The following is a 25,651-nucleotide window of genomic DNA, read 5'->3' on the forward strand; positions in this document are numbered from 1 at the left end:
AATCTCTCCTTAACCTTTTTTTACTTTCTTATGCTTTATTTTTAAAACATATGTTCTTAAAATACCACTTTTTACGAATAAAATCAACATTTTTTTGTCGTTTTCTCATAAATTTATGTTTTTTTATTAAAATAATACTTTTATATTTTCAGTAGCATATATTTTTTTGCCATTTTTTAATTTATTTAAACTGTTAATTTTTTCTCTTCTTGATAATTTTTTTGACCATATATCTTGCTTTGTTTTTAAATCTTCTTCATCTATTATTTCAACATTATCTAAAACTTTATATTCATCAAATATATTTTTAAATCCTGAAACTTTAATATCTTTTTTACTTAATATCAAACTATTCATAGAATATTTTTCTGCCTTAGCATCTAAATATATATAAAAACTATAACCTTCTTTTATTTCATTTGAAATATCTATGTAGTTCGCTAACTCTTTTCTTTTATAAGAATTAATCTTAGTAACTAAAAGACATTTTTTGCCTATACTTCTATAATACAACGAAATTGTTTTTATTAATATCCCTATTCCTCTATTATGCTTATAAACGCCCAATATTTTTTGCTTATCCTTAAAAATCCCTCTTAATATTTTCTTTTGAAATAAATTATAATTTAAGTCTCCTAACAAATAATTTTTTATTTCTCTAAAAATTTCTCCATCTTTTAATTTATAAGTTTCAAAATTATAATCTCTTTCTATTTTTATATAAACATTAAAATTTTCATCTGTACTTATAATTTTTTCTAAAGAAATTTTAAAATTATAACCAAAATATTCTCTAGCTTTTGTTAAAATATAAGAAACTACTTCATCTAATTCTCCAACTGTAATTTTTCTATCTGTAACATAAATTTTATCTTCATTATAAACTAAATTTAAGTTATCGCTTATTTCTTTTCTTGTATAAAAAACTGTTTTTATAGGATATTTAACATCATATACTTCAATATTTTTAATTACTTCTGTATTTTCATATTCTGATTTTTCAACAGATTTCTTTATATCTTCTACAAATATTTTATATTGATATCTACTTCTATACCTTTCCATTTTTAATTTAAAAGCTATATTCAATGTATAACTTTCTCCTATAAAATTATACATATCTTCAGCATTAAACCAAACACAATTTTTTATTTCTATATTATTTTTTAGTAAATTAAACATTAAATGATTTTTTTCTTTACCTATTTTTCTTAAATTAGAATAAGTACAATTTTCAAGAGAAAAAATTGGCATAGAATTTCCAAATCCAAAAGGCTCTAACAAAGATAACTCATCTAAAAAATCATATGATATTTTATGCATTCCTATTTTTTTATCTATTTTTATCGGCTTCAATAAAAATTTATCCCCTAAATGTTCTTTAACATATTTATCTAATCTAACTTTAAATTCTTCTATATTAGCAACATCTATCGAAAGACCTGCTGCACCAGCATGACCACCATATTTTAAAAATAACTCTCTCATAGAATTTAAAGCTTGAATAATATTAAATCCCTCTATACTTCTACATGATCCTACTGCTATTCCCTCTTCTTTTTTTATGTCTAATATTACTGTAGGCCTATAATATCTATCCACTATTTTAGAAGCAACTATTCCTATTACACCACTATGAAAGCCCTCCCCCGCAACTATTATAGCCCTTTTTTTAAATATTTTTTTATTTTCAACTTCATATTCTACCTTAGATAATATATTTTCTTGTATTTCTTTTCTCTCTTTATTATTATTTAACAATTCATAAGAAATAACATCACATTCTTTATTATCTTCACTAATCAATAATTTTACGCTTTTCTTTGCATCTTCTAATCTTCCAGCTGCATTAAATATTGGAGCTATTCTAAATCCTATATCATAAGTATTATATTCTCTCGTTCCACTATTTTCATAAAGTTTTCTCAATAAAAATTTTAATCCTCTCCATTTAGTTTTTTCTAAACATTTAAGTCCATTCTTTACTATAATCCGATTATCTTCAACTAAAGGTACTATATCTGCAACTGTACCTATTGCAACTAAATCAATATATTTATAAACTTTCTCTTCTATATCTAATTTTCTATATAGACCAAGTATCAACATAAAAGCTGTTCCTACTCCTGCCAACTTGTCAAAAGAAAAATTATTTTCTTTTCTTTTACAATTAATAATGGCCAATGCTTTTGGCAATTCATTATTAATATCATGATGATCTGTAATAATAATATCCATACCTATTTCATTTGCATATTCAATTTCTTCAACAGAAGATATACCGCAATCAACTGTTATAATTAAATCTAATCCTCTACTTTTTATTTCTTTTATGGCATCTTTATTTAATCCATAACCCTCATCTCTAAGGGGAATATAATAATCCACATTTATTCCAAGTTCTTGAAAAGCTAAATATAAAACTGTAGTTGAAGTTACTCCATCAACATCATAATCTCCATAAATACATATTTTTTTATTTTCTTCTCTTAATTTTAATATTAAATCAATAGTTCTATCCATATCTTTTAAATCAAAAGGATTTCTCAAATCTTTTAAATCTGCATTTATAAATTTTTCAACATCTTCTTCAAAAACTCCTCTTTCTTCTAAAATAGAAAGAATATCTTTACTATATTTACTATTTTTATAATGATTTCCTTTTTCTTTATATATCCATCTAGTATCCCTCATAATATTCTCCCCCTTTATTTTTCAATCTATATTATACACTAATTTATTTAAAAATATAAATATATTTAAATAAATAGGAGTATTGTTTTAAGACAATACTCCTATTTATTAATTTAATCTTGAATTATATATTTTTTAACATTAACTTAACTATTCTAGCTGAATTATTAGCTGCTATTATTTTAAATTTAGGATAATCCATATGAGAAGAATCATCTGCTTTATCAGATATTGATCTTAAAACAACAAATGGAATGCCGTATATTTGGGAAACCTGAGCTACTGCTGCTCCTTCCATCTCCACTGCTTTTGCATTAAAAATAGCACCTATTTTTTGTACTTTTTTTCTATTTGTTATAAACTGATCTCCTGTAGCTATAATTCCTAATTTAACTCTATCTTCTCCAACTACATTTATTGCTGCCTTTCTTGCTATTTCTATTAATTCTTTGCTACTTTTAAAAATAACTTCTTTCTCTCCTTCTACTAATCCAAGAGGACTTCCAAAAGCAGTACAATCAAAATCATGTTGAACTAACCCTTTAGCTATAACTATATCTGCTATATTTAAATTTTTATCAATAGCACCTGCTATCCCTGTAAATATAATTTTATCTACCTTAAATTCTCTTATTGCAACATCTGCTCCTATGGTAGCATTAACTTTTCCAACACCCGATTTAAATAAAACTATTTCTTTTCCATCTAAATTTCCTTCATAATAAACTATTCTTCCTATCTTAGTTTCCTTTACATCCTTCATTCCTTTTTTTAACAAATCAATCTCTTCATCCATAGCTCCCATTACAGCTATCTTAGAAAAAGTAATTACACTAAACATAAAAAAAGCTACAACACTAAAAAATATTTTTTTCATCATTCCCCCATTTTTATTTTTTTCTTATTTCCAAATGAAAGAATACACCTTTTTTTCTTTCTTGTAAAGATTTTTTTAATTTCTTAATTTTCTATTAATTTTTTGCTTTATATATACTTTCATTGTAAAATTAAATTAATAAATAGGGAGGTGTTATTTTGTGAAATTATTAATCGTTGATGATGACAAAGATATCTTAAATATGATTAAAATATATTTAAGTTCTGAAGGATATGAAATATTAGAAGCAAATAATGGTTTAAAAGCTTTAGAAATATTAGATAAAAATCCTGATATAGCTCTTATTATTTTAGATATCATGATGCCTAAATTAAATGGTTTTGACACTTGTGAAAAAATAAGAAAAAAATATACCATGCCAATAATTTTTTTAACTGCAAAAATGGCTGAAATTGATCAAATTTTAGGATTTTCATCTGGTGGAGATGATTATATTATAAAACCTTTTACTCCAATAGATCTTTCTCTTAGAGTTAAAGCTAATATTAGAAGATATTTTAATTATTCCAAATCAAATATGGATGATTCTATAATTGAAATTGGTGATTTATGTATAAATACTAATGCTCATATTATCACAAAAAATAAGCGACTTTTAAAATTAACTAAAACTGAATTTGGAATTCTTCAATTACTTGTATCTAATAGAGGAAGGATTTATAGTATTGAACAAATTTATGAATATGTTTGGAATGAAAATTGTATTATTAATGTAGATAACACTGTTTCTGTTCATATAAAAAAACTAAGAGATAAAATAGAAGATGATGGAAAAAATCCAAAATATATTAAAACTGTTTGGGGAGTTGGCTATCGTGTGGATTAAAAAAATTTCTTATTCTATAAATAATTCTTTAAAAGGATATTTAATTTCACGCTTTTTATTTTTTCTTATCCTAAATTTTTCAATTTTTATAGCTTCAGAACCTCTAGAAAATATAATTGTAAGTCACCACGTAAAAATTCAATTTAAAAAGGATATAAAAGAAATTGATAAAATTATAAATTCTATACAAAATGAAATCAAAAAAAATAATTTAACCATCAGCGAATCTTTACATATAAAAGAACTAAACTCTCTTAGAAATTATAAAATATTATTCTTAAATTCTAAAAATTTTGATTTAAACAGTTTTGAACTTTTTACTGGAGTAGATTTAGAATATGCTAATTTATTTACTAAAAAATACAATATCCAGTTTAAAAATGAAAAAGGAACTTTTTATATTCTTCCTTCTAATATTCAAGATATTTTTGGATATTATGACATTATTCTTTTAACAACTTTATTTTTAATTTTAATCGTTGAGATGATTCTTGTTTTAAAAAAACCTCTTAATTATATAAAAGAAATTGAACAGGATATAAATAAAATTTCAAATGGAAATTTTGAACATCGAATTCCTTTAAGATATTCAAATGAACTTACAAAACTTTGTCAAACAGTAAATAAGGCTGCTGAACTTATTTTAAAAACTTTAGAAAATGAAAAAGAAAATGAAATAAAACAAAGAAAATTAATTACAAATATGTCTCATGATTTAAGAACTCCTTTAACTTCTATTATAGGATATTTAAATTTAATTTCATTAGAAAATAAATTTACCAATGAAGAAAAAGCAAAATATATAAGTGTAGCTTTAAATAATAGCTATAGATTAAAAAGTTTAATCGATGAATTATTTTATTATTCTAAACTTATCAACAACGATCTTAAATTAAATTTTAATATTATTAATATTGGGTTATTTTTAAACCAATACATTACTGAAGAAGCCTATGACTTAAAAATAAATTTTAATTCTAAAAAAATATTTTTAAATCTTGATATTCCACAAACTCAAAGAATACTCGATAATATATTTAGTAATATCCGAAAATATAAAGATAAAGACAGTGAAATAACTATAAAAATAATAAAGAAAAATAACATGGCCCAAATTATTTTTGAAAATTATACTGAAGAGAACTTAAAAAACAAAGTTCACCTTCTTTTTGAAAGACTTTATGTTTCTAAAGAGGAAAGAAATGATTCCTCTGGGCTTGGACTTGCAATTGTTAAAGAAATTGTAAAAAGTTTAAAAGGAAATGTTTACGCAGAATATGAAAACAAATTATTTAAATTAATTTTAGAATTTCCTATTGTTAATTTATAAAATATTTAAGGAGGAATTATATATGAAAATAAACAAATTATTATTAGGAGGACTATTTATTTGTTCTACCGCATTTGGAGCTACTAAAACATCTCAATTCTCAGTTTTACCTGGTGTTCAATTTGGAGCTACCAAAGAAGATTCTATATCTTCTTTCAGTTTTAACATTCTTGGAGCTGAAAATAAAAATGTTTCTGGATTTGATTTATCTTTAATTGGGTATAGAAAGGTTAATGGAGATTTTAGCGGTTGTCATTTAAATATTTTCCCTGATATCTTTATGGTTGATGGTGACGTTCATGGATTTACGTGGTCTACTTGGAATAATGTAAAAGGAAATTTATATGGGGTCACTCTAGGAGGAGTTAATACAATTGGACAAGATTCTGGATTTAACCTTGGACTTGTAAATTATGTTCAAGGACAATCAGGAGCTCAAATTGGTCTTTTTAATTATTCTGAAAGTGTTAAATTTTTCCAATTAGGTTTAGTCAATGGAACTAAAAATATCAACGGAGTTCAAATAGGATTAATCAATTATGCTGCTGATGGACTTGTTCCTGTTTTACCTCTTGTAAACTTTAGATACTCTTTTTAATAAAATATAAGGAGGGACTATGATTTTTGTTATTGCTTTTTTAGCTGGAATATTTTCTTTTTTTTCTCCATGTATTCTTCCTGTATTACCACTTTATCTTGGTTATTTAGGAATTAACGATTTTAAAAATAAAAAATCTATAATTATAAACACTATTTCGTTTGCTATAGGAATTTCATTTGCTTTTTTCTTATTAGCTCTTGCTTTTTCTAGTTTTGGAAATTTATTTAATAATTATAAAAATATAATTATTAAATTAGGTAGTATTTTTATTATTTTATTAGGACTATTTCAGTTGGATATTCTTAAGTTTGATTTTTTAAAAAAGGAATATAAATTTCCAATTAAATTAAATAAGATGAATCCATTAATTGCTTTTATTTTTGGATTTACATTTAGTTTTTCTTGGACTCCTTGTATTGGACCAGCCTTATCTTCAATTTTGATAACAATTTCAACTTTAGAAAGTTTTGACAAAGGAATTCTTCTTATAACTTTTTATACATTAGGATTTATTATACCTTTCTTAATTACAGGGTTATTTTCTTCTTATATTCTAAAATTAATAAAGAAAAATCAAAACTTAATTAAATACACTAATAAAATTATGGGGATAATTATAATTTTAATTGGATTATTTTCTCTATTTAATTCTAATGATTTTGAAGTTAAAAACTATTCAGAAAATACTAAAATTGAAACTACTGAAAAGCAAAATTTCAATTTAAAAAATAGTATCGCTCCTGATTTTAATTTAAAAAATCAATATGGAAATATTGAATCATTATCCCTTTACAAAAATAAAGTTATTTTTCTTAATTTTTGGGCAACTTGGTGCCCTCCTTGTAGAAATGAAATGCCTCATATACAAGAATTATATGAAGAATACGGAGAAAATAAAAATGATGTTATTTTTATAGGAGTTAATAACGAAAATCAAGAATCTATGATTAATTTTTTAAATAAAAATAATTATTCTTTTCCTGTTGTAACAGATGTTGAAGAAGAAGTCATGAAAAATTATAAAATAAATGCTTTTCCTACTACCTTTATTATAGGAAAAGATGGAAAAATAGTTGATTTTATAATTGGGGAAGCTTCAAAAAAAACAATGAAAAAATATATTGAAAAAGCAAGATAAATAAAAAATGGGAGATATCTCCCATTTTTTATTACCCTAATTTTTTTATTTCTTTTTCTAAAGCCAAAACATCCTCTGCAAAGATTTTTGCTCCATTCTCTAGTAAAATATCTTTATCTCTAAATCCCCATAAAACTGCTATCATTTCCATAGATGAATTTTTACCTGTTAATACATCCACTTCAGAATCACCTATATAAACAGCTTCTTCTTTATTTATTCCTAAATTTTCTAAAGCTCTATAAACATTATCTGGAGATGGTTTTAAAGGTGTTTTTTCATTATCTCCTATTGTAAAATCGACTATATCTCCAAAAAACTTTTCTGTTATTATTTTAGCTGAAGCCTCTGCTTTATTAGTTATAATAGCAATTCTATATCCTTCTTTATGAAGTCTTTCCATTAATTTCTTAACTCCTTTGTAAGGAGCTGTTTTTATCATAGAATGCTTCTTATAATAAACTAACATTTCTCTATAGCATTTTTCTATAACTTCTTCACTAGTTCCTTTAGGAACAGCTCTTATAATAGTCCATTTTATTCCATGACCTACAAAATTTCTAACTTCTTCCTTGGTTCTTTTAGGAAGATTATTCTTTTCTAAGATATAATTAGTACTATCTGTTAAGTCATCCAATGTATTCATTAATGTCCCATCCATATCAAATAATATTGCTTTAATTTTATTTTCTTTCATACTTTTCTTTTCCTTTCCCCGATTCTATTATATTAATTTTTTTATCAACATAGTATATATTACCATTTTTCAATTTTAATTGTACAAAAAATATTTTTACTCCCTTGTTTATAGCTTGATAAAATTTTTCAGAAAATACTCTATCTGTTTGCCAATTAGGACTAAATGAATTACAATCTCTAAACACTAAAAACATAATAGAAGCTTTTCCCTCTTCTTTAGTTATATCAATTAAGGTATCTAAATGTTTAGATGCTCTCAAAGAAGGTGCATCTGGAAATATCGCTTCTTTATTTTCAACCAAAGATGCTCCTTTAATTTCTAGCCATATTTTTTCATTATTTTTTTCAAGCAAATAATCTAATCTGCTATGACCTTTTTTTACCTCCGCTTTTAAAAAATCTATTTTTCCAAAGGGAGAAATTTCTTCATCATTTAATATATTTTCTGAAATATATCTATGAAAAGCTGAGTTTAATAATATATCTTCGCCGTCATCAGCTCTAGCAGAAATTAAGTCCCATTTTGTTTTTCTTTTTTCTATATTTTTAGCTCTTCTTATTTTCACTTTATTACCTTTATATAGTAATTCTTTAATTCTACCACTATCATGAACATGAACTAAAACTTCTTCATTATCTAATTTAACTTTACATATAAACCTATTTGGTCTGTCTATAAATATTCCTTCTTCAGTTTTTCCTATTTCATATAATATTTTCTCCATAAATCTCCTTTTTTATAATAAATCCATTTTAGAATCTTTTTTTGTTATTTTTCTAATTGCTTTACAAGGATTTCCATAAGCTAAATAATTAGAAGGAATATCTTTAGTTACAATACTTCCCGCTCCAATTACCACATTATCTCCTATATTAACTCCATCTATTACAACTACATTACTAGCAAGCCACACATTATTTCCTATTGTAATTCCTTTAGCATATTCGCTCATAGAAATATGACCATCTTTATATTTCATAAAAATTCTTTCTTCTGCTATTAATGGGTGATTTGTAGACATCAAAGAAACATTGGGACCAAACATAACATTATCCCCTATATTAATTTTTCCATCATCCATTATCACTGTATTAAAATTAGCAAAAAAATTCTCTCCAATATAAGTATGTGTTCCATAATTAAATTGAATAGGTCCTTGAAAATAATATTTTTGACCTATCCCACCTATAAATTCTTTTATGATTTTTAATCTATTTTCATCATATTCATCCATAGAATTAAATTTTTGACAAAGTTTATGAGCTTTATGTTTTATATTTTTCAATTCTTTTTTCCTTGCATCGAATAATTTTCCATTAAAAATTCTTTCTTCCTCTCTCATAAACCCCTCCTAAAAATTAATATAATATTGATTATACTACATCAAATAAAAAAAAGCTCCCTAAGGAGCTTTTAAATTTTTAATTTGAATAACTATATTCAACAACATCTTCTAATTTATCAAATTTTTTTTCTATAACTGCATCATCTTTTTTATATTTTAAAACAAATCTATTATCTACATTTGTTAATATTCCATTTATTTTTTCTTTTCCCTCTTCATTATAAACTATAAATTCTTTTCCAATAATTGATTTTATAAATGGTGCCCCATTAACATAGAAAACTTTAAATTCTCCTTGAATTATTCCATCTTTATAATTTACTTCTTTATATTTTTTCCCATCAAAATAATACTTTAAAACTTTACCTGTTTTTTCATTTTTTTCAGAAATAACTTGTCCATTATTATTATAGATTTCTTGTTTTTCTAAATTATTTTCTGTTGAATTAATTTTAGAATAAACTTTTTCTACATTTTCTTTTATCTTTCCTTTTTCACTTTCTGTTTGTCCACAAGCAATAAAAAATAAACATAAACAAGCCAAACTTACAACTAACTTTTTCACAATGCATCTCCTTTAATTTTTTTAATATTTATAATTAAATGGCTTTAAATTTAATATCAAAAGCCATCATTAAACAACTATATTATTCAGGACAGCACGTATACTACTCCTTTTAATTAAAGAAGTCAACAGATATTTCTTTTATTTTAAAATAACTTTATTTTTGTTTACTTTATCATCTTTTTGTATTAATTAGAATTATTTTCTAATATTGTTTTTAATCTATAAATTATAAAATTTTCTGATAATTGTTGATTAACTAAACTCATCTCCCCCATAATTTCTCCAATTAATTTCATGCTAATATTTTCTTTTCCCTCTAATTTTTCTCTAAAAAAATTATCAAAATAATTCTCATCTATATCTAAAATTAAATTTCTATCATTTATCCTCAATAATTTATCATTATTTAAATGTTCTTTATACTTTTTATTATAATTTTCTTTTTCCGTTTCACTTAATAATTTTTCTTTTCCAATACATTTTGCCACATATTCAGGAGATAATTGAGCAACTGATTTTATTGATTTATCCTTACTAAAATCAATTGTATAGATTTTTCCTTTAAAAATTGTACAAACTAATTCTAGCATCAACTTTTCATTTATATTATTAGAATACCAAACAATGACTTTTTTTTCTTTATTTATTTTTTTCAATAATTCATACAACTTTATTCTTTTTTCAACTTCTTCTTCTTTAAAAAATTCTTTATATAATTTTTTTAAATATTCTCTCCTCTCCTTTGAAAAATATGTATTTATTTTCCCAAGAGATAACTCATCATTAAAATTTATAATCTCTTCTATAACTTTATTACTTTGTAAAACATACTTTAATATCCCATAAGCTGAATCTCCAAAAACTATATTTATTTTTTCCAATATATCCCATCCTTTAATTATCGACTATATTTAATTAATTATATACTAATATTAAAAATAATGTATAATTAATTAAATATAAAATTTCAAAGGAGACAACAATGAAAACTATATCTGTTATCGCTTTAGATTCTAGAGCTAGTAAATTTTATGCTAAACAAATTAAAAAATTATTTGGAGACTATGTTAACGTTTATAACTATAACGTTCTTGAAATGACTGTAGTTAATATGATTCGCTCAGATTTATATGTTATTACACCTGATGCTTTTAATAATAGAAATGAAATCCCTAACTATATTCCTTTAGAAGCTGAAATTAGCCAGCTTTATGTTACTTTCACTTGGGAATCAATTAGAACTCTTCAACAAATTCCTTCTGGAACAACTGCCTATTTTGTAAATTTAACTGAAAAAATGGTCAGAGAAGCTACAACAACTTTAAATCAACTGGGAATAAATCACATTAACTTTATTCCATTTTATCCTGGATCCATTCCCAATAAAGAAATAACTATAGCCATTACACCTGATGAAGAAAGATATGTTCCAAAACACATAAAAAATATAATTAACCTAGGGCAACGTTCTTGTACTTCTAATACTATGATTGAAATTGCTTTAAAGCTTGGACTTGAACACTTACTTGAACATGATAATTTTAAAAGTTATTTTTCAAAAATTGCTGCAAGTACTTTTAATTTTGATTTAATGATTACAAAAACTAGAAAACTTGAAAGTCGTTTTAATATACTTACAGAAATATTAGATGTAGGTATCATTGGAATAAACGAAAAATTGGAAATTTTTTCTGCAAATAAAAATTCTGAAATTATTACAGGTCTACCAAAAAAATTTCTTCTAGGAAAAAGATGTAGTGAACTTTTACCAAATATCCCATTTTCAGAATGTATTAAAACTAAAAAAAAGTTAGAAGCTAAAGTCATTAAAATAAACAAAGAAAATATAAACATAGATATTATTCCTGTAATAAGAGAAGAAGAATGTATTGGAGCTTTTGCAATATTACAAAAATTTAATGATGCTGAAAATCGTCAAAATAAATTAAGAACTCAATTAATAAAAACTGGATATCAAGCTAAATATACATTCCAAGATATTATTGGAGAATCTGAAAGCATAACAAAAATAAAAAAAATGTTAATGAAAATGTCTAAAAAAGAACTTCCTATTCTTTTAATAGGAGAAACCGGAACTGGAAAAGAATTATTTGCACATGCCATTCATAATGCTTCAAATAGAAAAGATGGACCTTTCTTAGCTATTAATTGTGCTGCCATGCCTGACAATTTACTAGAAAGTGAACTTTTTGGATATGAAGAAGGAGCCTTTACTGGAGCAAAAAAAGGTGGAAAGATTGGATTATTTGAATTTGCACATAATGGAACCTTATTTTTAGATGAAGTGGAATGTATGAGCACTTCTCTTCAAGTAAAGCTATTAAGAGTCTTACAAGAACATGAAATTATGAAAATTGGTGGAAATAAGATTATAAATATAAATGTTAGAATTATTGCTGCCACAAATGAACCTCTTGAAAATAAAATTAAATCAGGGACTTTCAGAAAAGATTTATATTATAGACTTAATACTCTTCCTGTTCTTATACCTCCTCTTAGAGATAGGGATAATGATATATTTTTATTAATTGAAAATTTCAAGAAAAAAATAAATGCCCGTTTTATTTTTTCTGAAGAAGTTAAATTTATTTTAAAAAATTATTCTTGGGAAGGAAATATCCGAGAATTATATAATTGGATTGAATATTTTAATTTCACAGAAAATTCTTTAATAAAACAAGAAGATTTACCACCAACATATAATTTTAACCAAACTTTAAATAAAAAATCAAAAAAATTTATATCTACTAATGAAAATTTTAAAAATATTTATGAGATTTTTAAAAACAAAAATATTATTAAAGAAGAATATATGGCTGTTCTTACTCTGCTACATGTAGCCTTTAAAAACAATGAAAATTATGGGAGAGAAACTATTTTACATAATTTAAAAACAAATAATATTAATTTATCTCAAAAAGAACTAAGAACAATATTGTCTATTCTATCTGATTTTCAATTAATTAAAATTAGTAAAGGAAGAGGTGGAAGTAAAATAACTAAAAATGGAATAAACTATCTTGAAAATTTATAATCATCCTTTAACCAATTAAGCTACATTCAATAGTATCTTTAACCAATTAATGCATATTTATCTTCAGATTAAAAAGTTTAATTTACATATTAAAAGTTCATTTCTAGTATAGTTATGGACTTTTTTTGTTTTTGGCACTGAAATTGCTTACTATAAAGATATAAATATTTTAAGGGGGAATTTATGAAATATAATTTTGATGAAATAGTTGATCGTAATCAAAATAGATCTGCTAAATATGATGAAAGAATTAAAAAATTTGGGACTAATGATGTTATTCCTTTATGGATAGCTGATATGGATTTTAAAACTGCTCCGCCTATTATAAATGCTATGATTTCTAAAGCTGAGGAAGGAATTTGGGGTTATACTTCTAGACCTGATTCTTATTTTCAATCTATTTGTGACTGGCAATTAAGAAGAAATAACCGTAAATTAGATAAAAATTTACTGAGTTGGAGTTTAGGAGTTGTTCCTGCTCTCTCTTCAATAGTTAATCTCTTTTCTTGTAAAGAGGACAATATACTAATTCAAACTCCTGTTTATTCTGAATTTTATGATGTAGGAGAATCTTGGAATAGAAAGGTTCTTGAAAATAAATTAATTGAAAAAAATGGCAATTGGTCAATAGATTTTGAAGACTTTGAAAAAAAAGCTAAAATTTCTAAAATTTTTATTTTATGCAACCCTCACAATCCTTTAGGTATTGTTTGGACAAAAGAAGAATTAACTAAGCTTACTGACATTTGTATTAAACATTCTGTTTTAATTGTATCAGATGAAATTCATTCTGATTTGATTTTTCACAATAAAAAATTTATACCTACTGCATCTCTATCAGAGGAAGTTAATCAAAATACTATAACTTGTATTTCAGCTACTAAAACTTTTAATTTAGCTGGACTTCAAGCTTCTACAACTGTATTTCCTAATTTAGAAATGAAAAATCAATTTGATAAGTTTTGGTTAAAATTAGAAATTCATAGAAACAATTCATTTAGCTCAAATGCTATGGAAGTTGCTTTTAATGAAGGAGAAGAATGGTTAGAAGAATTACTTCATTATATCTCTGATAATTTTGATTTTATAAAAGAATACTGCAACAAATATATTCCTAAAATAAAACCAAATATACCTGATGCTACTTATTTGGTATGGTTAGATTGTCGTGATTTAAATTTATCAAATGAAAAACTACATAACTTTATGATTAAAGAAGCTAAACTTGGTTTAAATGATGGATACACTTTCAGCAGAAGTCTTTCAGGATATATGCGTTTAAACGCTGCCTGTCCTAGAAAAACATTAGAGAAAGCTCTTTCTCAATTAAAAGCAGCTGTTGATAATTTAAATAAATAATAAAGGGAGGATTATTATGAGTAAAAAATCACGTTGGGAAAATTATAAATTTCCTATAATTTTATTAGCTGGTATATTTTCTGGAGCTCTACTTGGAGTCATATTAGGAGAAAAGGCTACAATCTTGTCTCCATTAGGGGATATATTTCTAAATCTTATGTTTACAATTGTTGTACCTATGGTTTTTGTTTCTATTTCAAGTTCTGTAGGAAATATGTTAAATATGAAAAGACTTGGTAAAATTTTAAGTAGTCTAATTTTAGTTTTTGTTGGCACAGGAGCTATTGCAGGAATTTTAGTTTTAGCTGTCGTTAATATTTTCCCTCCTGCTGTTGGAACTAGTATCTCTTTTGCGCAAACAACTTTAAAAGAAACTGCAAGTGTTGGAGATATGATTGTAGGAGCTTTAACTGTTAATGATTTTTCTGGACTTATGAGTCGAAATAATATGTTACCTATAATTGTTTTTTCTATTTTAACTGGTTTCTGTGTTAGTGCTTGTGGTGGCCAAGAAAGTCCAGTTGGAAAGCTTTTAAATAATCTTAACGATGTTATAATGAAAATCGTTGGAATTATTATGCTTTATGCACCTATTGGACTTGGAGCTTATTTTGCAGCTTTAGTTGGGAAATTTGGTCCTAAATTATTAGGGGATTATGGACATACTATGCTTGTTTACTATCCTATGTGTTTATTTTATTTCTTCACTGCTTTTCCTCTTTATGCTTTCTTTGCAGGCGGGAAAGAAGGAGTTAGAAGAATGTTTAACAATATATTAAATCCTGCTGTTACAGCTTTCGCTACACAAAGTTCTGTGGCAACTCTACCCATCAATTTAGAAGCTTGTGATAAAATGGGTGTTCCTAAAGATATTAGAGAAATAGTTTTACCTATGGGAGCAACTATGCATATGGATGGATCTGTTCTTTCTTCTATAATAAAGATAAGTTTCTTATTTGGAATATTCAATCAACCTTTTACAGGAATAGGAACATATATGATGGCTATGCTTGTTTCTATACTTAGTGCTTTTGTTTTATCCGGAGCTCCTGGAGGAGGATTAGTAGGAGAAATGCTTATAGTTAGTTTATTTGGTTTCCCACCTGAAGCTTTCCCTCTAATTGCAACAATAGGTTTTTTAGTTGACCCTGCTGCAACTTGTCTAAATGCAAGTGGAGACGCTGTAGCTTCAATGATGGTAACTAGAATAGTAGAAGGCAAAGAATGGATAAATAATAAACTTTAATATTTTTTAATAACTTGTATTGATTTTAAAATCAATACAAGTTATTATTGTCTTAAACACTTAAAGGAGATTTTAAATGAAAACTTTAATAGATTTAATAAAAAAAGATATGAAACCTGCTTTTGGAGTAACTGAACCAGGAGCTATTGCACTTGCTGTTTCAACTGCTAGAAAATATTCCAATGAAGATATCTTAGAGATAAAAGTAACTCTTAACTCTGGAATTTATAAAAATGGTTTTACTTGTGGAATACCTAATTCTAATCAAGTAGGTAATTCCTTTGCTGCTGCTCTTGGAGCTGTTGCTGGTAATCCCGAAAAAGGATTAGAATCTTTAATCGATGTTAAAGAAAAAGATAACAATTTAGCTTTAAAATTAATTTCTGAAAATAAAATTAAAATTATTTTAGGAGAAATAACTTCTGAAATATATATAGAAGTTATTTTTACAACTAAAAATGATATTATTAAAGTTTTAATTCAAGGTTCACATGAAAATATAGTAGAAATTTCTAAAAATAATAAAATTATTTTAAAAAAAGAAACTAAAAATTATTCAAAAAACAACAAAGAAAATTTCATTAATATTCATGATTATTCTCTAAAAGAAATAATTAATTATATAGATAATATCAATATCAAAGAATTATTTTTTATTGAAGATGCTTATAAAGTTAATTTAGAATTATTTAATGAAGGATTTGAAAATAAACGTACTACTTTTTCTAGAAATCTATTTAAACTTAATTATAATAAAATAATTTCAGAAGACGTTAATAAAACAGCTAATTTATTATGTGGAGGAGCTATCGAAGCAAGAGTTATAGGCCTTAATAAAGCAGCTATGAGTATAACTGGCTCAGGAGCTCATGGAATCATTGCTACAATGCCTTTATATGCAGAACACCTTGTAAATAAAGCTTCTAAAGAAAAATTATTAAGAGGAACTATTTTAAGTTATCTAATATGTACATATATTAAAGAATATTCTGGCAAACTTTCTGCTTTTTGTGGTTGTGCAATTGCTGCCGGAACAGGTATGGCCTGTGCTATAACTTATATGAGAAATGGAAGCTATAATGAAATTGTTGGCACTTTGAATAATATGGCCTCTAGTATTACTGGTATGATTTGTGATGGGGGAAATCAAGGATGTACAATGAAAGGAATTGTCGCAACTGATGCTGCCTTTAGATCTGTTGAACTTGCTATGAATAATTCTTTTATCTATAATATTCACGGTATATGTGATGACAAACCAGAAAACACAATGAAAAATATGGGCCTTATTGCTTCCCCTGGAATGATTGAGACAGAAAAAACTATCGTTGAAATTTTCAACAATAAAAATAAGTAGTGTTAAACACTACTTATTTTTTACCATTCTAATTCTAAACCTACACCAACTTCATTTATCTTAAAATATTTTCCTAATTCTAGCTTCACTTTAAGAGAAACACAATGACAAGGATATAAATTTTCATTTATTTTATTCTTTTTTAAATATTTTATAGTCTCATCTAATTGATTATCTATATCAAATAAATGAAATCCACCAATAATCCCCAAAACTCTATTATCTTTATAAATATTTTTTGCATATTCTATAATATTACATATACCACTATGAGAGCATCCAGTTATAATATAAATCCCTTTTTTACTCTTATAAACTAAAGCACTATCATCTAAATTATAATCATCCATATATCTTCCTTCTATTTTTATCTTACCTAAAGGAATTTTATTTTCAAAATTATTTTTTCTAGGAATTTCTCCTAAAAATATAATATTTTTAGTTATTTTCTTAGGAGTATTACTATAAATTACTTTTGTTTTTTCTAATATTTCTACTTCTTCCATGGGACAACTTATTTTTAAGTCATTATATTTTTTTTCATTAAAAATTCCAAAACATCCTATAATTTCTGGTTTATTTTTATAATTATCAAAATAATATTTTAATCCTCCAGTATGATCATCATGAGCATGAGATAATACTATTTTTTGAATTTCATTTAAATCTATCCCCATTTTTTTTGCATTTTTTATATACAAACCTGAATATCCTACATCGAATAATATCTTTTCTCCCTCATCTTCAATATAATAAGAAACTCCAGGTTCTCCGTAATAATATTCATCAATATAGGTATTATTATCTACTAAAACTTTTAATTTCATATAATCTCCTCCTAAGTGAATCTTAAAATAGATTATAATATAACAATATATTCTTGTCAAATTACATTCTTTAGTTATTTTGTTTTCTTCTATTTATGGGGTATAATAAGTATTAATAAAGAAGTTCAAATAGTTTTTGAAGGGAGATTTTTATGTTAAAAAACAAAAAAATTAAAATTTTTGCTATTTTTATAATAACCTTTTTTTCATTAGCTTTAATTTTGTTCCATTTCACAAAAAAAGAAATGATTCAAAAAAAAGAAAAATATAAATATATTGCTATCAATCATTCAAATATAATTACTGGATATCTTAATACTGTTATGGCTAGAATTTATACTGTAAAAGCTTTGGCTATAAATGAAAAAGGTGAAATTATAAACTTTAATAAAATTGCTAATGCTATAACAGAAGAAGCTCATATTTCTAGCGGTGTAAATATAAGAAATATTGCCATAGCACCAAAAGGAATAGTTTCTAATATTTATCCTTTAAAAAACAATGAAAAATTTTTAGGCTTTAATTTCTTAGATTCAACTAAGCCTGGAAATTCATATGCTATAGAATCTTATAAAACAAATAAATTTTTAATTACAGAACCTTTTAATTTTATTCAAGGAGGACAAGGAATTGGAGGAAGACTTCCAATTTATAATAATTCAGATTTTTGGGGAATAATAACTCTTACTCTAGATTTAGATAATGTCTTAAAAATTATTGGTCTTAATATTTTTAATGAAAATAACATTTCCTACGAACTCTCTTATCTTAGTCAAGATAAATCTTATAAAATTATTGCTGCTTCTGACAAAAAAGTGATAAGTCCTGTTTCTTTTAACTTTAATCTACACAATTTAAAATGGAATATTAAACTTTCTCCTGAAAATGGATGGGTAAATTATTATGAAATTATTTTTGATTTATTATTTGCTTTAATATTTGCTGGCTTTTTATCTCTTATTTTTTTAAACAAAGAGAAAATAACAGATATTAATAAATATCTAGAAAAAATATCTATTATTGATCCCTTAACTGGAGTTTTTTCTAGACAATATATAACAAAGTTTATAGTAAAAGGTGAGACTGAAAAATGGATTAACCCTTCTCAAAAATATTCTATGGCTATTATTGACATTGATTTATTTAAAGAAATAAATGATAACTATGGTCATGATTTTGGAGATATTGTTTTAACTGCTGTTGCTATTGAATTTAAAAAATTTACTGATAAGGATGATTGTATTATTAGATTTGGAGGAGATGAGTTTATTATTTTATTTTCTTCTATTGATAAAATAAAATTTAAAAAGATACTTAATAATTTAAAAAATCATATCAATTCTCTAAATTTCGAAAAAAAAGAAGTTAAAATTTCTATAAGTATAGGAGGCACTTCATATGAAGAAGCTAATAACTTAAGCTTTAAAGAATTATTTAAACTAACAGATGCTAAACTTTATAAAGCAAAAAAAGAAGGACGTAATAAAGTAATTATATAATTTAATAAGTATTGATATTCTTTATCAATACTTATTTTTATACCTAATAAAGGACCGGTGATATAAAATGAGAAAAAAAATAGTTTATTTAACAATACTTACAATCTTAATCTTAGGTTTAGTAGGATGTAATAATAATAAAGGCAAAGATAAACCTTTAGTTATAGCTATGGAATTAGCTTATCCTCCATTTGAGATGAAAGATACTAATGGAAATCCTGCTGGTATCAGTGTGGATTTTGCTAGAGACTTTGGAAAATATATTCATAAAAAAATAAAAATAGAAAATATTGCTTGGGAAGGACTTATTCCTTCTGTACAAACTGGAAAATCAGACTTAGTAATTTCTTCTATGTCTATTACTGAAGAAAGAAAAAAAATAGTAGATTTCTCCATCCCTTATTCTAATTCTCTTCAGGGTATTTTAACAAATAAAAAATCCAATATTAAAAATTTTAAAGATCTAGATAAAAAAGGAAATACTATTGCTGTTAAAACAGGCTCTACTGGTTTCATTTTTGCCATGAAAAATGTTAAAAATGCTAAAATTATTGCCCTTGCTGATGAAAGTGCTTGTGTTACTGAAGTAGTACAAGGAAAAGCTGATGGATTTTTCTATGATCAATTAACTATTTATCGCAACTGGAAAAAAAATAAAAAAACTACTACAGCTGTTTTTATCCCTTATCAAGATGTTGATGTCTGGGGAGTTGCCGCTAAAAAAGGAAATACTGACCTAATTAATAAACTTAATACATTTATTGATAAATATCAAAAAGAAGGAGGATTTGACAAACTAAGTAACAAATATTTATCTGAAGAAAAAAAAGACTTTGATACCCTTGGATTCAAATGGTTCTTTGACTTAAAAAATTAACAATATTTTTTAATTACATATTTGATTGGAGATAATTATGAACATAAAAAATATATTTATTACTGAAAATAAAAATAATTTATCCTTTGGTAAAATTTTATTTAACTTAATTTTATTAACTACTTTTTTAATACTAATATTTTGGATATCATTAGCTAAGATTAATGTTTCTTTTAATTTCTTTTTTATTCGTGATTTTAAAATACGTATTTTAAAAGGGTTTTTAATGACTTTTTACTTAAGTATTAGTAGCCTTATTGTTAGTCTTATTATAGGAATTGTTACCGCTATTTGTAACAATTCTAAAATATTATTTATTAGATACCTTGCTATTGCATACGTTAAATTTATAAGAGGTACTCCCCTTATCATGCAAATTTATTTATTCTTTTATATTATAGGAACTGCTTGGGGAATAGATAATAGATTTTTTTCAGGAATTCTAATACTTTCTATATTTGAAGGAGCATACATTAGTGAAATTATAAGAGGTAGTTTTATTTCAATTGATAGTTCTCAATTAGAAATTGCTAAAGCTGTGGGTTTCACAAAAAACCAGACTTTGAAATTTGTTATTCTTCCACAATTAATAGCCAGAACTCTACCTGCTTTAACTGGTCAATTTTCATCAATTATAAAAGATTCTTCATTACTTTCTATGATTGCTGTTATTGAACTTACTCAAACAATGAGAGAAATTAGCTCTATTAATTTTAAATTATTTGAATGTTACATATTTTTAGGATTACTTTATTTAATTTTAACATTACCTATTACATATATAAGTGAAATACTTGAAAGGAAATTTAATTATGAAAGTTAAACTTATCAATTTAAATAAAAATTTTGGAAAAAATAAAGAAGTTTTTTCTAATATAAATTTTGATAAAAATATAAATTCTCTTGCTATTATAGGTCCTTCTGGAGGAGGTAAATCAACTCTATTAAAAATAATAGGAGGACTTTTATCTCCCTCTTCAGGAAAAATGTATATAGATGATAAACATATTTCTTTTAATGAGGATTCATTAAATTCTTATCGGAAAAAAATAGGCTTTGTTTTTCAACATAGTGGATTATTTAAACATATGACTGCTATTGATAATATTAAAATTCCTCTTATCCACGTACATAATTATTCTGAAGAAGATGCTGAAAAAAGAGCTTTAGAATTACTTAAAAGATTTGGACTTGAAAATGATGCCTATAAAAAACCTAATGAATTATCTGGAGGACAAAAACAAAGAATTTCAATAGCTCGAGCTGTAGCTCCAAAACCTGAATTTCTTTTATTTGACGAGCCTACATCTGCTTTAGATCCTGAATATACTGTTGAAGTTCTCGATATTATCAACGAATTAAAAAAAGATAATATTGATTTTATTATTGTTACTCATGAAATGGGATTTGCTAGACATGCTTGTAATAATGTTGCTTTTCTAGCTGATGGAAAACTCCTAGAATTTGGAGAAAGTGAAGAAGTCTTTAGAAATCCAAAAAATAACAAACTAAAAAAATTTCTAAGTAAACTTTTAGAATGGAATATTTAAAAAAGGGATTACTCCCTTTTTTTTATTCTTGTAAATATCCTTTATAATACCATTTTCTTCCTTTTTTTAAAAAATAGCTAACTTCATGATGAATTTTTTCTTCACCAGTTTCTTTTTCAGTATATTTAGCTTGAAATTCAACTATTCCATCCTTATCTAATTTTTCTCCTCTTTCTACTCTTAATATTTTTAATTCTAGCCATTGAACTGAATTATTCCATATTTTTACTTCTTCCCAATTTATTTTTTTGCTTTCTTTTTTATCCCAAGTTTTTTTTACATATTCTATATCACTAACTTTATACGCTTCATATCTTGATTTCATTAATTCTAACGCTGTTTTTGGATTTTCCATAATTCACCTCTTTATTTTTATAATATCTTATTATATAATATTCTTTCACGAAATTACAAAAATAACTTTATCAAAACATTGTTGACATCTACAAATCTAAAATGTATACTCAAATTAGTTATTTTAAATTTAAAAGGAGGGTAATATGTTTAAAAATTATATTTCATCTTATATTCTAATTTTTCTTGCATTTTGTTGCAACATAGCTTATAAATTAATCGGATCTAGCGTTGATAAAGAAGGCTTTCTTAAGGAACCTTTTTTTCTTATTCCAATTGGGTACTTTTTATTTTTCTTATCCATATTATTTTTCTTAATAACTACATTAAAAAAAATTAAAAGTAAATTTAGAAAAAACAAACATAAACTTAATTAAAAATATTTAGGAGGATAAATGGGCTTAATAAAAATTTTAGATGAAAAAGTTTCTAATATGATTGCTGCTGGAGAAGTTGTTGAAAATCCTGCTAGTATGATAAAAGAATTGCTTGAAAATTCAATTGATGCAAAAAGTACTGAAATTATAATCTCAGTTAAAAATAATAATAGATCTGTAAAAATTTCTGATAATGGAAAAGGAATGTCCAAAGAAGACTTACTTCTTTCCATAGAAAGACATGCCACTAGTAAAATCTATACTAAGGAAGATTTATCTAATATTTTAACTTATGGATTTAGAGGGGAGGCTCTTTCTTCGATTTCTTCTGTTTCTAAAATTAGAATAACTACAAAAACTATTGAAAGTGAGCAAGGAAGTGTTTTAAATGCTCTTGGTGGGAAAATAACAAACATTAAAGATATTTCTAGAGAGGTTGGTACTGAAATTGAAATAAAAGATTTGTTTTTTAATACTCCTGCTAGATTAAAATTTCTAAGAAAAACAACTACTGAATTTAGAGCTATAAAAGAAGCTGTTATCTTAGAAGCCTTAGCTAATCCTAATATTTCTATAACTCTAATTAATAATGATGTACAAATTTTAAAAACTAGTGGTAGAGGAATGAAAAATACTATACTTGAAATTTTTGGAAGAAATACATTACAAAACATCATTCCATTTCCTTTAGGATATCTTGGAAATATGTCTCTTAATCGTTCTAATAAAGATGGAATCTATGTATTTATCAATAATAGACCTATTAAATCTAAAATTATAGAAGAAGCTTTAATTGATGGATATTATACTAAATTAATGAAAGGAAGATATCCTTTCGCTATTTTATTTATTGAAATTGATCCTAAAGAAATTGATATTAATGTCCATCCTTCTAAAAAAATTGTAAAATTTTCTGATGAAAAATATATTTATAATCTTGTTTATGAAAATGTTAAAAATAAACTTTTAGGAGATGTTGATTTTATTGCTCCTACAATTACCCCTGAAAATGGAAAAAAATTTTTAAATATTCAGGATTTTAAGAAGGAAATTATTAAAACTGAACCTATTAAATTAGAAACTAATAAAAGAAATTTCAACTATGATTTTAACATTGAAGAGAAAAATAAAGTTGATCTTGATTATGAAAATAAAGCTACAAATAAAATTTTTGATTCATCTAAAGAAAAAATTAAAAATGATGAGATTTTTTCAAAAAATTACTTTTCAAATAATGAAAAAACTGATAAACTAGAAAGAGTTAGTAATGTTAAAAATGATTATAAAATAATTGGACAATTTGCAAATTCTTTCATAATATTAGAACGCAATAATGTCCTTGAAATCTATGATCAGCACATAATTCATGAAAGAATTTTATATGAAAAATTTAAAAATGATTATAAAAATAAAAGTATCTCTATACAACAACTGTTAGTCCCTGTTAAATTTTCTGTTTCAGCTAAAGATAAAGAAACTATTGAAAATCATCTTGAACTTTTAAGAGATTTTGGTTTTGAAGTTGATTTTTTTGGAAAAATTGATATTATTATCCGAGCAGTTCCAAATATAAAATTTCTTTGTAGTATTGAAGAATTATTTAGGAATATTATCGAAGATTTAAAGAATACTAATTTAAGAAATTCCTTAATTGAAGATACTATTATTATGTCTTCTTGTAAAAATGCTATTAAAGCAAATCAACCTTTAAATAATACAGAAATTAAGATATTATTAGACCAATTATTTTTATTAGATGAATATACTTGCCCTCATGGAAGACCTATTTTAATGAAACTAACTCTTAATGATATTGAAAAATTATTTAACAGAAAATAATAAAGGGGAAAAAATTTGAATATAAATATAGTATGTGTAGGGAAAATTAAAGATAAGTATATCAGTGATGGAATTAAAGAATTTTCCAAAAGAATGCAAAGTTTTGGAAAATTTTCCATAATAGAATTAAAGGAATTTGGAAATGATTCTGATAGAGCATCTTCAATAAAAAAAGAATGTAAAAATATTTTAGAAGTTCTTGATAAAAAAAGAGGATATAATGTTTTATTAGATATCCAAGGTAAAAATTTTTCATCTGAAGAAATGTCTAAAAAAATTGAAGCTATTTGTATAAATGGATATAGCACTATTAACTTTATTATTGGAGGATCTTATGGAGTTTCAGATGAGATTAGAAAAGCTTCTCATCTTTTACTTAGTTTTTCTAAAATGACTTTTCCTCATCAATTAATGAGACTTATTCTTTCGGAACAAATTTACAGATGGTTTAGCATTATAAACAACATTAAATATCACAAATAATTTAGGAGGTTTTTATGTTTTCACTAGGAGACTATTTCACAAAAGAAATAAGTGGAAATGAATACGATTTTGAAATAATTGACAATGTAACTTATGAATCAGAGGATTATCTTCTTGCAGATAATGAAGAAGGAGAAACTTTTGTTTTTATTGACACTGAAGGAGACAAACCAGAATACTTAGATGATCCTGATTTATCTGATGAAATTTTAGATTTTTGGAGATATTCTGAAGATACTTCTTTAGATAATATTGGAGATTGGGAAGAAGATGAATACTATGATAGAGAAGATAGACTTAATACTTCTCAACGTTTTGATAATGAAAATTATGATGAAGATAGTGATTATTAATGAAAGTAAACTTATTTATTAAAACTACTGAATCAAATAATAAAACTACAGCTTATGAAGTTGCAGCTATAAAAAAAATTAATAGATATTCTATTTCATATAGATATATCGATGACTCTGGAAAAACAAAATTAGAGATATTCTCTAATTCTATTTTAATTAATCGACTGGGGAAAATTAAAAGTTCTTTTATTTTAAGAAAAGATTCTAATACTTCTTTTGAATATAAAACTGATTATTTTTCTTCCAATTTAAATATTTTTACCAAAAAATTAGTTATCTACCCTGATGGCTTTGATTGTTCTTATTCTATTTTTCAAGAAAAAACATTGGTAAACAATATTTCTATTTCAATACGTGAAATCTAAAAGGGGG

26 protein-coding genes are annotated in these 25,651 nt (G+C 24.7%); 17 read left to right on the plus strand and 9 right to left on the minus strand.

The window, feature by feature from the left end; all coding sequences use genetic code 11:
* Positions 1 to 126 precede the first annotated feature (126 nt).
* Positions 127 to 2,694 (minus strand): single-stranded-DNA-specific exonuclease RecJ, encoded by a 2,568-nt coding sequence (gene recJ / locus Q7K47_03300; protein MDP0506234.1) that lies wholly within the window; start codon positions 2,692 to 2,694, stop codon positions 127 to 129.
* Between the two features lie 124 nt (positions 2,695 to 2,818).
* A complete protein-coding gene (locus Q7K47_03305; protein MDP0506235.1) occupies positions 2,819 to 3,571 on the minus strand; it encodes a 5'-methylthioadenosine/adenosylhomocysteine nucleosidase in 753 nt (250 codons plus the stop codon).
* Positions 3,572 to 3,731: 160 nt separating this feature from the next.
* On the opposite strand from Q7K47_03305, the gene Q7K47_03310 reads away from it, so the two are divergent.
* Genes Q7K47_03310 through Q7K47_03325 form a run of 4 tightly spaced genes read left to right on the plus strand, consistent with a single transcriptional unit; the run spans position 3,732 to position 7,487 of the window.
* Positions 3,732 to 4,418 carry a response regulator transcription factor gene (locus Q7K47_03310; GenBank protein MDP0506236.1) on the plus strand — a complete coding sequence of 229 codons (687 nt, stop codon included), beginning with the start codon at positions 3,732 to 3,734 and terminating at the stop codon, positions 4,416 to 4,418.
* Positions 4,408 to 5,748, plus strand: a complete 1,341-nt coding sequence (locus Q7K47_03315) for a HAMP domain-containing sensor histidine kinase (protein ID MDP0506237.1) — start codon at positions 4,408 to 4,410, stop codon at positions 5,746 to 5,748. Before Q7K47_03310 ends, Q7K47_03315 begins: the two co-directional genes overlap by 11 nt.
* A gap of 22 nt (positions 5,749 to 5,770) precedes the next feature.
* Complete coding sequence (locus Q7K47_03320) at positions 5,771 to 6,346, plus strand: hypothetical protein (GenBank protein ID MDP0506238.1); 576 nt, start codon at positions 5,771 to 5,773, stop codon at positions 6,344 to 6,346.
* A 19-nt stretch (positions 6,347 to 6,365) separates the two neighbouring features.
* Positions 6,366 to 7,487 (plus strand): cytochrome c biogenesis protein/redoxin, encoded by a 1,122-nt coding sequence (locus tag Q7K47_03325; protein MDP0506239.1) that lies wholly within the window; start codon positions 6,366 to 6,368, stop codon positions 7,485 to 7,487.
* Positions 7,488 to 7,518: 31 nt separating this feature from the next.
* Here the strand turns inward: Q7K47_03325 and Q7K47_03330 are convergent, their stop codons facing one another.
* The 5 genes from Q7K47_03330 to Q7K47_03350 form a co-directional block, all read right to left on the minus strand.
* Positions 7,519 to 8,184, minus strand: a complete 666-nt coding sequence (locus tag Q7K47_03330) for an HAD family hydrolase (GenBank protein MDP0506240.1) — start codon at positions 8,182 to 8,184, stop codon at positions 7,519 to 7,521.
* On the minus strand, positions 8,171 to 8,911 hold the full coding sequence (gene sfsA, locus Q7K47_03335) for a DNA/RNA nuclease SfsA (GenBank protein ID MDP0506241.1): 741 nt from the start codon (positions 8,909 to 8,911) through the stop codon (positions 8,171 to 8,173). Before sfsA ends, Q7K47_03330 begins: the two co-directional genes overlap by 14 nt.
* A 12-nt stretch (positions 8,912 to 8,923) precedes the next feature.
* The gene (locus Q7K47_03340) at positions 8,924 to 9,529 is read right to left on the minus strand and encodes a sugar O-acetyltransferase (protein MDP0506242.1); all 606 of its coding nucleotides are present in this window, start codon (positions 9,527 to 9,529) and stop codon (positions 8,924 to 8,926) included.
* A gap of 79 nt (positions 9,530 to 9,608) precedes the next feature.
* Positions 9,609 to 10,097, minus strand: a complete 489-nt coding sequence (locus Q7K47_03345) for a hypothetical protein (protein ID MDP0506243.1) — start codon at positions 10,095 to 10,097, stop codon at positions 9,609 to 9,611.
* 188 nt (positions 10,098 to 10,285) lie between these two features.
* A complete protein-coding gene (locus Q7K47_03350; GenBank protein ID MDP0506244.1) occupies positions 10,286 to 10,981 on the minus strand; it encodes a DUF1835 domain-containing protein in 696 nt (231 codons plus the stop codon).
* Positions 10,982 to 11,082: 101 nt separating this feature from the next.
* On the opposite strand from Q7K47_03350, the gene Q7K47_03355 reads away from it, so the two are divergent.
* The 4 genes from Q7K47_03355 (at position 11,083) to Q7K47_03370 (ending at position 17,117) form a co-directional block, all read left to right on the plus strand.
* Positions 11,083 to 13,155, plus strand: coding sequence for a sigma 54-interacting transcriptional regulator (locus tag Q7K47_03355; GenBank protein ID MDP0506245.1), 2,073 nt, complete (start codon positions 11,083 to 11,085; stop codon positions 13,153 to 13,155).
* Between the two features lie 183 nt (positions 13,156 to 13,338).
* The gene (locus tag Q7K47_03360) at positions 13,339 to 14,514 is read left to right on the plus strand and encodes a MalY/PatB family protein (GenBank protein ID MDP0506246.1); all 1,176 of its coding nucleotides are present in this window, start codon (positions 13,339 to 13,341) and stop codon (positions 14,512 to 14,514) included.
* A gap of 16 nt (positions 14,515 to 14,530) precedes the next feature.
* Positions 14,531 to 15,760 carry a dicarboxylate/amino acid:cation symporter gene (locus tag Q7K47_03365; GenBank protein MDP0506247.1) on the plus strand — a complete coding sequence of 410 codons (1,230 nt, stop codon included), beginning with the start codon at positions 14,531 to 14,533 and terminating at the stop codon, positions 15,758 to 15,760.
* Between the two features lie 76 nt (positions 15,761 to 15,836).
* Positions 15,837 to 17,117, plus strand: coding sequence for an L-serine ammonia-lyase, iron-sulfur-dependent, subunit alpha (locus tag Q7K47_03370; protein MDP0506248.1), 1,281 nt, complete (start codon positions 15,837 to 15,839; stop codon positions 17,115 to 17,117).
* A gap of 20 nt (positions 17,118 to 17,137) precedes the next feature.
* Here Q7K47_03370 and Q7K47_03375 read toward each other — a convergent pair whose 3' ends face one another.
* Positions 17,138 to 17,944 (minus strand): MBL fold metallo-hydrolase, encoded by an 807-nt coding sequence (locus Q7K47_03375; GenBank protein MDP0506249.1) that lies wholly within the window; start codon positions 17,942 to 17,944, stop codon positions 17,138 to 17,140.
* A gap of 152 nt (positions 17,945 to 18,096) precedes the next feature.
* Here Q7K47_03375 and Q7K47_03380 point away from each other — a divergent pair, with 152 nt between their 5' ends.
* The 4 genes from Q7K47_03380 to Q7K47_03395 all read left to right on the plus strand — a co-directional run bounded on the left by Q7K47_03380 (position 18,097) and on the right by Q7K47_03395 (position 21,870).
* Positions 18,097 to 19,443, plus strand: a complete 1,347-nt coding sequence (locus tag Q7K47_03380) for a diguanylate cyclase (GenBank protein MDP0506250.1) — start codon at positions 18,097 to 18,099, stop codon at positions 19,441 to 19,443.
* Positions 19,444 to 19,510: 67 nt separating this feature from the next.
* A complete protein-coding gene (locus Q7K47_03385; protein ID MDP0506251.1) occupies positions 19,511 to 20,320 on the plus strand; it encodes a transporter substrate-binding domain-containing protein in 810 nt (269 codons plus the stop codon).
* A gap of 37 nt (positions 20,321 to 20,357) precedes the next feature.
* Positions 20,358 to 21,143, plus strand: coding sequence for an amino acid ABC transporter permease (locus tag Q7K47_03390; protein ID MDP0506252.1), 786 nt, complete (start codon positions 20,358 to 20,360; stop codon positions 21,141 to 21,143).
* On the plus strand, positions 21,133 to 21,870 hold the full coding sequence (locus tag Q7K47_03395; GenBank protein MDP0506253.1) for an amino acid ABC transporter ATP-binding protein: 738 nt from the start codon (positions 21,133 to 21,135) through the stop codon (positions 21,868 to 21,870). The genes Q7K47_03390 and Q7K47_03395 overlap by 11 nt, the downstream gene beginning before the upstream one ends.
* Positions 21,871 to 21,892: 22 nt before the next feature.
* On the opposite strand, the gene Q7K47_03400 is transcribed toward Q7K47_03395, so the two are convergent.
* Complete coding sequence (locus Q7K47_03400; protein MDP0506254.1) at positions 21,893 to 22,225, minus strand: YchJ family metal-binding protein; 333 nt, start codon at positions 22,223 to 22,225, stop codon at positions 21,893 to 21,895.
* A gap of 145 nt (positions 22,226 to 22,370) precedes the next feature.
* Between Q7K47_03400 and Q7K47_03405 the strand changes: the two genes are divergently transcribed.
* The 5 genes from Q7K47_03405 to Q7K47_03425 are packed head-to-tail and all read left to right on the plus strand — an operon-like array spanning position 22,371 to position 25,644.
* Positions 22,371 to 22,601: a DUF3955 domain-containing protein gene (locus Q7K47_03405; protein MDP0506255.1), complete on the plus strand. Its 231-nt coding sequence runs from the start codon at positions 22,371 to 22,373 to the stop codon at positions 22,599 to 22,601.
* An 18-nt stretch (positions 22,602 to 22,619) separates the two neighbouring features.
* The gene (mutL, locus tag Q7K47_03410) at positions 22,620 to 24,440 is read left to right on the plus strand and encodes a DNA mismatch repair endonuclease MutL (GenBank protein MDP0506256.1); all 1,821 of its coding nucleotides are present in this window, start codon (positions 22,620 to 22,622) and stop codon (positions 24,438 to 24,440) included.
* Between the two features lie 15 nt (positions 24,441 to 24,455).
* Complete coding sequence (gene rlmH / locus Q7K47_03415) at positions 24,456 to 24,923, plus strand: 23S rRNA (pseudouridine(1915)-N(3))-methyltransferase RlmH (protein MDP0506257.1); 468 nt, start codon at positions 24,456 to 24,458, stop codon at positions 24,921 to 24,923.
* A 14-nt stretch (positions 24,924 to 24,937) separates the two neighbouring features.
* Positions 24,938 to 25,276 carry a hypothetical protein gene (locus Q7K47_03420; protein ID MDP0506258.1) on the plus strand — a complete coding sequence of 113 codons (339 nt, stop codon included), beginning with the start codon at positions 24,938 to 24,940 and terminating at the stop codon, positions 25,274 to 25,276.
* Positions 25,276 to 25,644: a DUF1934 family protein gene (locus tag Q7K47_03425; protein ID MDP0506259.1), complete on the plus strand. Its 369-nt coding sequence runs from the start codon at positions 25,276 to 25,278 to the stop codon at positions 25,642 to 25,644. The genes Q7K47_03420 and Q7K47_03425 overlap by 1 nt, the downstream gene beginning before the upstream one ends.
* The last annotated feature ends 7 nt before the right edge of the window (positions 25,645 to 25,651 follow it).

Origin of the sequence: Fusobacterium sp. JB019 (genome assembly GCA_030673965.1) — a bacterium.
In the GTDB taxonomy this organism is placed as follows: Bacteria; Fusobacteriota; Fusobacteriia; order Fusobacteriales; family Fusobacteriaceae; genus Fusobacterium_B.